The sequence below is a fragment of the Streptomyces sp. NK15101 genome (assembly GCF_020400725.1).
Taxonomy (GTDB): Bacteria; Actinomycetota; Actinomycetes; order Streptomycetales; family Streptomycetaceae; genus Streptomyces.
This window is the reverse complement of sequence record NZ_JAINVG010000088.1, coordinates 21,257-32,142: the sequence shown is the minus strand read 5'-3', so window position 1 is coordinate 32,142 and position 10,886 is coordinate 21,257. Positions and strand designations below refer to the sequence as shown.

Below are 10,886 nucleotides of genomic sequence, written 5' to 3'. Positions count from 1 at the left end.
CGGACTCCTCGCCGGCTGGGCGGCGACCAGCTCCCAGGAGACGGGTGTTTGAATGCCCGGATGGACCCGGAGACCACGCTCATCGCCCTGCGCGACTTCTGTGCCGAGCGTCTGGGCGCAGAACTCGCCGCCCGCTTCGTCGGCCTCGCCCGGCCCGGTTTCGCGCTCACGGCAGCCGGTCCCGGCGAGGCCGCCGGGCACAGTCGGTTCGGTGGCCGGGCGCTGCTCCCGCCGGGCACGCCCTGGCCGACGTGTGAGGGCTTTCCGCTGAGCCTGCTCGCCGTCCTCGACACCGACGCGCTGGCCCCCTGGCTCGGTGACCTCCTCCCGGCCGGGACGGGCCTACTCAATTTCTTCCACCTCGACGTCGATTCCGAGCAGTCCGACCCCGCCGCCCGGGAGGTGGCGAGGACGTTGGACTACGGCGACCCGCGGGCGAGCAGGGTGGTCGCGGCCCCCGCCGCCCACGCCGTCGAGACGGCCCCACCCGCCCGGTCGAGCGTCTTCGCGGCGGTGGAGTGGGCGGCGTCGCCCGGGTTCGCCTTCCCCGACACGTACGACCCCGCCTGGGACACCCTGGACCTCGGACCCGAGGTCGACGACCGGGTCAAGGGCTTCCCGGGGCTGTACGTGCCCGGCCTGCTCCCCGGCTGGGAGCGGCGTCCGGGCGCGCTCGACTCCGAGAACACGGCTTTCGGGCGGCCGGTGTTCCCGACCGGCAGCGCGCCCTGGACGCCCGGCGGCGAGGACCCGAACCTCTACCACCACCTGCTCCAGCTGTCCGGACAGGACGAGTGGCACATCGGCGGCGACGGCGGCTGGATGCACTGGTCGATCCCCACCGAGGCGCTGCGGGCGGGCGACTTCGGCCGGGCGGTCCCGACCCCGGACATCTGGTGACCGAACGAGGGGGTCCACCTCGCACCGGGGGCAGAGAGGCTCAGTGCTCGCAGAGGGAGAACTCTCGTTCGTAGAGCTGCTCGTTGTGTTCGTCGACGAAGAACTTACGCTCCTTCATGAGCTGTTCGCGATAGTTCTTGGCCTGTTCGAGCGTCATGGTCGAGGTGTCGGCCCACGGCTGCTGCGGCGGCACATCGGACGTCGAGACGATCTTTTCCGACGGGTCGACCAGGAAGAACGCGAGGATCTTGCGATGCCCCGGACGGGTGGGATCCACGAGGCGGAACGAGCCGACGCGGTGTTGCAGGACGTTCGGGAACGCCAGACAGCGGCCCTCTGGGGTCGAGGCCGATCCCAGCACCTGGTTCAGCGCGTCCTCGTCCTCCAGGCCGTAGACCTCGCGCAGACCGTTGTCGTCGTTCTGTTCGTATTCCGGGTCGTCGAGTGCCGCCCGGAAACTCAGCCGGCTCTCGGTGATGTTCTCGCTGTCCCAGTAGTAGATGCCGGTCGAGACGATCCGCTCGTTCAGCATCCCCTCGACATGCCAGGAACCGCCGGAGTACTCGGGCTTGTCCGGGGTGAGATGAACGGTGGCGAGCTTGACGATGACCTGGAGACGGCGGCCGCGCAGATCGACCCGTGCGGAATCGTCGGGCGACTCGGGCGGGGTGAAGACCGGGGCGTCCGGGACGACCGGCCGCCGGTTCTCCCACCAGTCGTCCTGGGCCTCTCCCCAGACGCGGAGGGCTTCCGCATAGGCCGCCTCATCGCTGTAGGAGGATTTGTTCGGATACTCCGGCTCCGAGTCGTACCACCCGTAAGGATCGGCCTCGATCCGCAGGGGTCGCGGATGGCGCAGATCGGTGAGCACGTTCTCCAGCAGCGGGCGAAAGCGCGCGAACAAGTCAGGCAGGACGGAGGCCAGTTCGCGATGGTTCTCGGGGTGGACGTTGTTGACGTACGAACGGAAGGCGACATTCCCGTCGTCACTGACGTCGACGTCCGTGGGCAGCCACTGGAATTTCTCCGAGAATTCGTACTTCGAGTAGCGGTCCGTCGGGTTCTTCCACGCCTCCTCGGGTGCGCCGCTCACCTCTCTCACCAGGCAGAAAAGCGAGGGGTGAACCAGGTCCAGTACCTGGCCGTCGGATCCGGGATGCCAGTCCTTCTCCGCTTCGGGGACCTGCTCCAGAACCCGAACCGCCTCACGCAGCCGGGACCTGAGCTCGTCGTCGACCAGCGCGTCCGACTGCCACACCCCGTCGACGGCGGACACCTCGACACCGGTCCGGCCGTCCCGCAGCGCGGCGTAGTGCGCGAGTTCGGCAAGCACGTACCGCACCTGCGCTTCGGTGAGCCCCTGGGCGACCGCTTCCTGCGTCCATTTGGCGACGATGTCGGCGTCGTTCATCTTGTCGAACCATCCCGGCTTCGCCCGAATGTGTGAGCTGCACTGCATCATCTGAAGTTCCCGCAGCGTTCGGGGTGTCGCGAACGATATGGAACGGGAAGTGTGAAAGGGCAGCGGGAAAGCAGGCAGGCCGGTCAATTCTCTTGGTCCTCCCGGTCGGTGTGCGGTGGCGGGAAGGATACTTCAGCGGACTGACACCGCAGCCGTGGTCCCTGTCGTCGTCGGCCGGGAGCGGTCGGCACGACCCGTACGGTCACGTTCGGTCCGCCGTGTCGGACCAGGGCCCCGCTCGCCCCTCGTCTCTCGTCCCCGGGACCGCGTCGAAGAACGCGCCGCGGGGCGCGACGAGTTCGGATGGCGTGCGCGGCCAGGGTCTGGCACACCGGCGTCCGGTCGCCGTGTTCAGCAGCCCGCTGAGCCGTGCCATGCGGACGGCAGAGCTGACCGGTCCGACCGGCGCACGGCCCGATCCCGACTTGCCGGAATGGGACTACGGCGGTGTGCCCGGCGACGCCGACCGTCCCGGGGACCGGCACCGCTTCTGCCCCGATGTCCTCGCCGAGGCCGACGACCGCCCGGTCGGACATCACCCGCCGGCCGGCCGGTTCACTCGGCCTTCGCCGGTCCACGCACCAACCGGTGGTCACGCGGTGGCCGCACCCGTTCCCGGCCGGGTCCGTCCCAAGTCGGCGGGATCAGGACGGGTCACCGGGAGTGCCGGCACCTTCGACGTTGGCCACCATCCTGCGCAGCACCTTGAGCGCGGCCACGTACTCCTCGTCGCTGATGCCCTGGTGCACCACGGCGCGCACCTCGGTCGCCAGCTCGCGGATCCGTACCCGGGCGGCCTCCCCGGCCTCCGTGAGGTGCAGGCGCTGTCCGTCGTCGATCCGGAGCCATGCGCGGTGGAGCAGCTGGTCGACGCCCCTGCCGATTTCGTGGGGTCCGTCGGCGAGGTGCGTCAGCTGCGCGACGACCTCCTCGCGGCTCGGCGCCACGGGGCCGCCGTCGACGCGGTTGAGCACCCAGTACTGCGGCTGCGTGACGTCGATCCTGGCCATGGCGTCCCGCAGATGCCGGGTGACGGCCGCCCGCGTCAGGCCGCACCAGTAGCCGACCGGTTGAGTGGCCAGCATGTCATCGGTGGCGGCCGGGTTCGCCGGCGCCTGGTCGGTGGTGGATCCATTCGGTAATCCCATGATCGCCACGCTACATTCCGCCGGCGCGCCGTACCACGGGAGCTGGATCCCGCAGGCGCGGACGCCGTGGACGCCGCACGCGATGGACCCGGAGCCGGAGCCGGCTCCGCGCCCATGTCCGGATCTGACAGAACATGGTCATTGCGGCCTTCGGGGCGGGGCGAAATGATCGGCACATGCTCCCACCGCACAGAGTCGTCATCGCGGCCTTCCCCGGCGTCGAACTGCTCAACGTCACGGGTCCGGCCGAGGTGTTCTCGGTCGCCACGCGGGTCGCCGGCACCGGCCGCCCCGGCTACACCGTCCGCATCGCGACGGCCCAGGGCGAGCCGGTGACCACCTCCAGCGGGATCCGGCTGATGGCCGACCTGACCCTCGACGCGGTGGACGGCGACGTGGACACCCTGCTCGTATCGGGCGCCGTCCGTGTGCGCGACCACGAGGTGGAGCCGGTGCTCGACCGCGGGATCGTCGACTGGCTGCGCGAAACAGCCCCCGGTGTCCACCGGTTGGGTTCCGTCTGTTCGGGCGCGCACCTGCTGGCCGCTGCGGGCCTGCTGGACGGCCGTTCCGCCACGACCCACTGGCGGACGGCCGCGCGGCTGGCCGCCGACCACCCGCTCGTCGCCGTCGATCCGGACCCGATCTTCATCCGGGAAGGCCGTCTGTGGACCTGCGCCGGCATCGCCTCGGGGATGGACATGGCGCTGGCCATGGTCACCGAGGACCACGGCCCCGGACGCGCCCTGGCCACGGCCCGGACGATGGTCATGTACGTCAAACGCGCGGGCGGTCAGAGCCAGTTCAGCGCCCCGCTCGCGCCTCCCGCGGCACCCGGCGACCGACTGGACGACCTGCGCATGTGGATCGGTGAGCACCTCACCGAGGACCTCTCCGCCGACGCCCTGGCCGCACGGCTGCACCTGAGCGTGCGCCACTTCTCCCGGCTGTTCCGCGAGCGCACCGGCACCACTCCGGCCGCCTACGTCGAGTCCGTCCGGCTGGAGGCCGCCCGCCGACTGCTCCAGGACAGTCCCCACACCCTGCCCGAGGTCGCCGCCCTCAGCGGCCTCGGTTCCGTGGAGAGCCTGCACCGTTCCTTCCGGCGCCGCCTCGGCACCACCCCCGCCCAGTACCGGCGCCGCTTCCGCTGAACCCGGCCGCCCGTTCCCGATCCCCCCGTTCCCGGCCGCCCGCGGACCACCGCGCGGCGGAGGACAGTCATGCCCCAGGAGAGAACCGTGTCACGAACCAAGGTCGTCCCCATCCCGGTCATCGGCCGGCACAACATCAACGCGTACCTGCTGCTGGGCCGCCGCCCCGTCATCGTCGACGCGGGGACGCCCGGCAGCGGCCGGAGGATCTACGAGCAGGTCGCCGCCCACGGGGTGGACCCCACCGACGTATCGCTGATCGTCATCACCCACGGCCACATCGACCACTTCGGCTCCGCCGCCGAACTGCACCGCCTGACCGGGGCTCCCGTGGCGGGACACGTCGCCGACCTCGGTCCCTACCGCACCGGCCGGGCCCGCGAACCCTACCTGCCCACCGGACTGATGGGCCGCCTCATGGCCAGGCACAAGAACCTGCACGTCAAGGTCCAGCCGTTCGAACCCGACGTGCTCGTCACCGGCGAGACCGACCTGGAGGACTTCGGGATAGCGGCGCGCATCATGCCCACCCCGGGACACACCGCCGGATCGATCTCCGTCCTCACCGACCGAGGAGACCTCGTCGCCGGCGATCTGATCGCCAACTCCCTCTTCGGTCTCGTCCGCGGCCGACCCGCCAACCCGCCCTTCCACGACGACCCGCTGCACAACCTGGCCAGCCTGCGGAAGATGCTCGCCCTGAACCCCATCGCACTCCACGTCGGCCACGGCACCCCGCTGGAACCCGAGCGGGTCCGGCGCTGGGCCGATCGGGAACACCGGCGGCTGTCCCGGCTCGAAGCAGCGGGACGGCTCCCCGCCCGCGCGGAGAGCAGCACGGCCTGACCGGCAGGCACGGCCCTGCCGGCGCGGACCGGCCGCCCGTGGAACCCGGTTCGTCCCGCGCGACCCACGCCACTCGGCCGGCCCGGGCGGGCGGCCGTCCAGATGGTGAGGTCGCGTCCGACGGCGTCGATGCCGGTCGCCGTGCGGACGCCGCGCCACGCCCGACATGGACCGTAGGGCAGAAGCCCGGTTCCGCAGTTCGTGATCAAGCCCCGGAAGGGAGGCTCTGTTCCGCCCAGATCACCTTCCCTTCACGGTGGTACCGGGCGCCCCAGCGCCCGGCGAGCTGCGCGACCAGCAGCAGGCCGCGTCCACCCTCGTCGAAGGTCCGCGCCCGACGCATGTGAGGGGCGGTGCTGCTGGCGTCCGAGACCTCGCACGTCAGGGTGTCCTGAAGGATCAGCCGCAGCTGGACGGGGCTCCTGCCGTACCGGATCGCGTTCGTCACCAGCTCGCTGACCACCAGCTCCGTGGAGAAGGACAGCTCCTCCAGCCCCCACTCGGCCAGCTTGCCGGAGGTGAAACGGCGCGCCCCGGACACGGCCGCGGGGTCGGAAGGAAGGTCCAGGACGGCGACGTGGTCGTGGTCGAGCGCCCGGGTGCGCGCCACGAGAAGGGCCACGTCGTCAGACGGACGACTGGGGAGCAGCGCGTCCAGCAGCCGGTCGCAGACCTCCTCCGGCGAGTCGGGCCCTCGGCCGAGCACGTCGCACAGCACCGTCAGGGAGGAATCCACGTCGCGGCCGGAACGCGCGACGAGGCCGTCGGTGAACAGGACCAGCAGACTGCCCTCCGCCAGTTCGAACTGCGCCGTCTCGAAGGGGAAGCCCCCCAGCCCCAGCGGCGGGCCGGCCGCCACGTCCGGGAAGTCCACCGCCCGGGAGGCCGGACCGTCGCCGCCGGGGCTCGAAGGCTGCGCCACCGCCGGCAGCGGGTGCCCCGCGCTGGCCAGGGAGCACAGCCGCGAGACGGGGTCGTAGACCGCGTACAGGCAGGTGGCGCTGGTCTCCCCGTCGTGCAGCTCCTCCTCGCGGCCGAGACGGATGACCACGTCGTCCAGGTGCGTGAGCAGTTCGTCGGGCATCAGGTCGATGTCCGCGAAGGCCCGGACGGCCGTCCGCAGCCGCCCCATCGTGGCCGCGGCGTGAATGCCGTGCCCGACGACATCGCCCACCACCAGGGCGACGCGTGCCCCGGACAGGGGGATCACGTCGTACCAGTCGCCACCCACGCCCGCGTGCGCACCGCTGGGCAGGTAGCGGGACGCCGCCTCGACCGCGGACTGTCTCACCGTCCCCTGGGGCAGCAGGCTGCGCTGGAGCGTGAGGGCCGTGTCCCGCTCATGGGTGTACCGGCGGGCGTTGTCGATGAACACCGCGGCCCTGTCCGCGATCTCCTGGGCCAGAAGCAGGTCGTCCTCGTCGAAGGGGGGAGCCGACCGACGGCGGAAGAACTGGGTGAGGCCCAGCGTGGTGCCGCGGGCCCGCAACGGCAGCAGCAACAGGGAGCCGACATCGGGGACGGGCGCGGGAGGGGTCCGCGGCCCTTGCGGTGCGGGGGCACCCGCCGCCGGCATGTGGTGCAGGAGAGCCTGTCCCGTGGCCAGTGCGCGAGCCGGTTCCGAGCCCACGGGATAGGCGAAGACCTCGTCCGCGCCGACCGCAAAGACGGGGAGGCCGTCGAGCGCCGAACGCTCGGCGAGGCGTCGGAGTCCCGATGCGTCGCGTCCCGGCCGTCCGTCGTCCTCATGCAGGACAGAGCAGAGCAGGTCGACGGTGACGGCGTCGGCGAACCCGTCCGTGCCCACCTCGGCCAGCTCTTCGGCCGTACGCACGGTGTCGAGCGTCGTCCCGATCCGCTTGCCCGCTTCGTTGGCGAGGATCAGGCGCCGCTGCAGCAACAGGTCGCGCTCCTCCTGGTACACCGCCACGATCTGCTCCGAGGCACGGTCCACGTACTCGAACGCCGTGGAGACCAGTCTGGTCGTCGCGGCGTTGATCAGCTCCCAGTCGTCGGAGAGGCGGGCGGCTTCCTCCTGCAGCTGCTGCAGGAGGAGCAGGTGGCCGAGTCGATACGCGCGCAGGGAGTCACTGATCGACACGCCACGCCGGGCAAGCTGACGGCCGACCTCCAGGGCCACTTCCGGCGCCTCCACCTCGGTGACGTCGAGGCGCCGCTCGAGCACGTCCAGGAAGGTGGAGACGTGCGAGACGCCCTCCTCCAGCGCCAGCGCCTCCAGGTCCTCGTGCCCCAGCAGTTCGGGGAGCTCCCCGCGCACGACCTGGAGCAGCCCGTCGGCCGATTGCTCCACCCGAGGCCTGAACTCCCGGGCGAGACGACAGAGGAACTCTTCGGCATCGGGCCTCATGGGACGAGCCTACGGAACGCCCAGGTCATGCGCCCCTTGTCCCGTGCGTCGGCGGCCGCCTTCGGCGCGGACACCCGGGCCAGGGCCACCTAGGACCACCAGGTCCACCGCAGCAGCCCCTCCTCCGTGTCGGTGACGACCTCGATCCGGCCGGGGATCCGGCAGGTCGCGGCCACCCGGCCGCCCGTTCCTCCCTCCGGTGCGGGCCCCTCCCCGATCGGGCGCCGGACGCCGTCCGTCATCGAGGCCGCGCGCACCGTGCCGTCCGTTCCGGTCGCGAAGGCCCAGGCGGTGCCCGGGTCCGGCACGGCCCAGGTCACCTCGCCACCGGGCAGCGGCTGCCACCGCGGTCCGCCGCCGTCTACCCCGCCGCGGGCAAGGCCTGTTCCGCCCAGATCGTCTTTCCCGTGGGCATGTAGCGCGTGCCCCAGTGCTCGGTGAGCTGGGAGATCATGAACAGTCCGCGCCCGCCCTCCTCGTCGCTGCCCGCATAGCGGGCGTGCGGTGAGGTGTGCTGCGAGTCGGAGACCTCGCAGATGAGCGACCGGTCCCGGATCAACCGCAGACCGATCGGGCCCGAGGCGTACCGGATGGCGTTGGTGACCAGTTCGCTGACCACCAGCTCGGTGGTGAAGGCCAGTTCGTCCAGGCCCCACCGGGCAAGCTGTTCCGCGGCCATCGACCGGGCGCGGGCGACCAGGGCGGGGTCCGGAGGCAGTTCCCAGGTGGCCACCTCATGCGCCCCGAGCACGCGCGTCCGGACGACGAGGAGGGTCGCGTCGTCCTGCACCCGGTCCGAGGACAGTTCCGCCAGGATCCGGGTGCACAGTCGGTCGGGCGACGATTCCCGCTGCTCACCGAGGGCGGCCGCCAGCCGGTCCAGACCCGCGTCGGCGCCCTGCCCGCGGGCCCTCACGAGACCGTCGGTGAACAGGACGATCAGGCTTCCTTCGGCCAGGTCCACCTCCGCACTCTCGAAAGGAAGCCGCCCCATGCCCAGAGGAGCCCCCGGGGGCAGTCGGAGGAAGGAGACGGCGCCTCCGTGCGGTTCCACGACGGCCGGCGGCAGGTGCCCCGCCAGCGCCCAGGTGCTCGTCCGGGAAGCCGGATCGTAGATCCCGTAGACGCACGTCGCACCGGTGATGCCGCTGCCGTACGAGCCGTTCCCGTTCTGGTCCGACGCTTCCTTGCCGACCTGGTCGTTCAGCCGGGCGAGGAGTTCGTCGGGCGCGAGGTCCAGCTCGGCCAGGGTCCTCAGCATCGCCCGCAATCGCCCCATCGCGGCGGCGGCGCCCAGACCGTGGCCGACGACGTCGCCGACGACGAGTCCGACGCGTGCGCCGGAGAGCGGGATGACGTCGAACCAGTCGCCGCCCGCGCCGAGGTGGCTGTCGGCCGGGAGGTACCGGCTCGCCGCCTCGACCGCGCTCTGCTCGGGGACCGAGTGGGGCAGCAGACTGCGCTGGAGCGTGACGGCGGCGGTGCGCTCGCGCAGGTAACGCCGGGCGTTGTCGATGCACACGGAGGTGCGCGACACCAGCTCCTCGGCCACTGCCCGGTCGCCCTCGTCGAAGGGTTCGGAGGGGTCGGCGCGCACGAAGGTGACCAGCCCCAGGGGCGTCTCCCGCACGCGAAGCGGGACGTACAGCCGTGTCGGCGCGCGCACCGCGTCCGTCGTCGACCGCACCCCGGCGAGGCTTTCGGCCTGCGGTGACGAGGCTGCGTACGCGACCCGTTCCCCCACCCGGGAAGGATCCTCACCGGAGTCCGCCACCCGTACGAGGTCCCAGGACGTGACGGGCTTCAGGTCCTCGCCCTCCAGCACTTCTGCCGCCACGTCGACGAGCACGGCGTCGGCGTACCGCGGCACCGCGACCCTGGCGAGCTCCACTGCCGTGCCGGCCGGATCCAGTCTCGACCCGATCCGTGCGCCGGCCTCCGCGAGGAGTTCCAGGCGCTGCTGCGCACGGTAGTGGTCGGTGACGTCTATGGACTGCTCGCACACGCCCACGGCTTCTCCCCGGCCGTCCACCAGCCGGAAGTAGGAGGAGGACCAGACGTGCTCACGGGGGTCGCCCGGGGCTCGCCCCCGGAACTGCATGTCGATGATCGGTTCACCGGTCTCCAGGATCTGCCGGACGAGCTCCTCCGGCGGCGCCAGATGCTGGGCGGTGAGGACGTCGCCGGGAAAGAGTTCGCTCATGGAGCGGCCCACCAGTGCGGTGAGGTCGCCGCCGAGCTCCCGGATGCTGGCTGCGTTCGCCCACAGGAGGCGCGTGTCGGGGCCGTAGATGGTCAACGTCACCGGGGACTGGGCGACGAGCCCCCGCAGCATCGCCTGGCGGGTCTCCCACCAGCGAAGGCCCTCCAGCTCAGCCGCCATGAGGACGGAGGAGGCCCCGCCGGAGGCGGGGGTCAGGGGGTGCAGGGTCACCGCGATGCGCACGGTGTCTCCCGAACGGTGACGCACGTCGATGACGGAACCGCGTGTCCCGTCGGGCCTCGGCCGCTGATCGGGCCGAGCGCCTTCCGAGCCGTCGCGACCGGCCTGGGCGGTGGCGATCAGATCCACCGCCCGGCGTCCCAGCACCTGCGAAGCCGGGTATCCCAGGAGGTCCTCGGCCTCGCGGCTCCACCCCACGAGCACTCCGTCCGCGTCGAGCAGGGCGAGGGCAGCCCGGGGCGGGCCGAGGGGCCCGCCTTCGTCCGCCTCTCCCGCCCCGGCGCCGACGGGGAAAGGCATCCCGTCCATACGTTCCATCATCCTGCGGGCCGGTCCCGACCGCAGCGTGCCCTCTCCACGGCCGCGGCCGACCCGGTACGGACGGTGGCCGGGCCGGCGACCTCCCACTCCTTCGGCCGGGGCGCTCGTGGGGCGCCACGGCACGGTGCGCGCGCCGAGGGCGCCCGGCCTGCGGTGGCTCGGCGTTCCTTGCGTGACCACGTACCGCAGTCGGGCGGAGGGGGTCGGCTCGGGGCCGGGGCCCTGGGGCAGGGTGGCTTCTCGT

Annotated in this window: 8 protein-coding genes; 3 read left to right on the top strand and 5 right to left on the bottom strand. The window is 71.8% G+C overall.

Translation table 11 applies throughout. The annotated features are described in order from the left end of the window. The first annotated feature begins 60 nt into the window (after positions 1–60). The gene (locus tag K7G60_RS32050; protein WP_225804475.1) at positions 61–900 is read left to right on the top strand and encodes a DUF1963 domain-containing protein; all 840 of its coding nucleotides are present in this window, start codon (positions 61–63) and stop codon (positions 898–900) included. A 40-nt stretch (positions 901–940) separates the two neighbouring features. On the opposite strand, the gene K7G60_RS32045 is transcribed toward K7G60_RS32050, so the two are convergent. Both K7G60_RS32045 and K7G60_RS32035 read right to left on the bottom strand, forming a co-directional pair. Then, complete coding sequence (locus K7G60_RS32045) at positions 941–2,449, bottom strand: DUF4246 domain-containing protein (RefSeq protein ID WP_225804474.1); 1,509 nt, start codon at positions 2,447–2,449, stop codon at positions 941–943. A gap of 557 nt (positions 2,450–3,006) precedes the next feature. Then, a complete protein-coding gene (locus K7G60_RS32035) occupies positions 3,007–3,510 on the bottom strand; it encodes a MarR family winged helix-turn-helix transcriptional regulator (RefSeq protein WP_225804473.1) in 504 nt (167 codons plus the stop codon). Positions 3,511–3,686: 176 nt separating this feature from the next. Between K7G60_RS32035 and K7G60_RS32030 the strand changes: the two genes are divergently transcribed. Both K7G60_RS32030 and K7G60_RS32025 read left to right on the top strand, forming a co-directional pair. After that, the gene (locus tag K7G60_RS32030; protein WP_225804472.1) at positions 3,687–4,664 is read left to right on the top strand and encodes a GlxA family transcriptional regulator; all 978 of its coding nucleotides are present in this window, start codon (positions 3,687–3,689) and stop codon (positions 4,662–4,664) included. 87 nt (positions 4,665–4,751) lie between these two features. After that, positions 4,752–5,510: an MBL fold metallo-hydrolase gene (locus K7G60_RS32025; protein WP_225804471.1), complete on the top strand. Its 759-nt coding sequence runs from the start codon at positions 4,752–4,754 to the stop codon at positions 5,508–5,510. A gap of 205 nt (positions 5,511–5,715) precedes the next feature. Here the strand turns inward: K7G60_RS32025 and K7G60_RS32020 are convergent, their stop codons facing one another. From K7G60_RS32020 to K7G60_RS32010, 3 genes are all read right to left on the bottom strand, one after another. Next, positions 5,716–7,878 carry a SpoIIE family protein phosphatase gene (locus tag K7G60_RS32020; RefSeq protein WP_225804470.1) on the bottom strand — a complete coding sequence of 721 codons (2,163 nt, stop codon included), beginning with the start codon at positions 7,876–7,878 and terminating at the stop codon, positions 5,716–5,718. A gap of 89 nt (positions 7,879–7,967) precedes the next feature. Continuing rightward, positions 7,968–8,186: a hypothetical protein gene (locus K7G60_RS32015; RefSeq protein WP_225804469.1), complete on the bottom strand. Its 219-nt coding sequence runs from the start codon at positions 8,184–8,186 to the stop codon at positions 7,968–7,970. 53 nt (positions 8,187–8,239) lie between these two features. Beyond that, entirely contained in the window at positions 8,240–10,630 is a 2,391-nt protein-coding gene (locus tag K7G60_RS32010) for a SpoIIE family protein phosphatase (protein ID WP_225804468.1), read from the bottom strand. Positions 10,631–10,886: the final 256 nt, after the last annotated feature.

Coding starts and splice junctions, on each gene's coding strand:
- K7G60_RS32010 (WP_225804468.1), bottom strand. CDS start 10,630: ATGGACGGGATGCCTTTCCCCGTCGGCGCCGGGGCGGGAGAGGCGGAC.
- K7G60_RS32035 (WP_225804473.1), bottom strand. CDS start 3,510: ATGGGATTACCGAATGGATCCACCACCGACCAGGCGCCGGCGAACCCG.
- K7G60_RS32030 (WP_225804472.1), top strand. CDS start 3,687: ATGCTCCCACCGCACAGAGTCGTCATCGCGGCCTTCCCCGGCGTCGAA.
- K7G60_RS32050 (WP_225804475.1), top strand. CDS start 61: ATGGACCCGGAGACCACGCTCATCGCCCTGCGCGACTTCTGTGCCGAG.
- K7G60_RS32020 (WP_225804470.1), bottom strand. CDS start 7,878: ATGAGGCCCGATGCCGAAGAGTTCCTCTGTCGTCTCGCCCGGGAGTTC.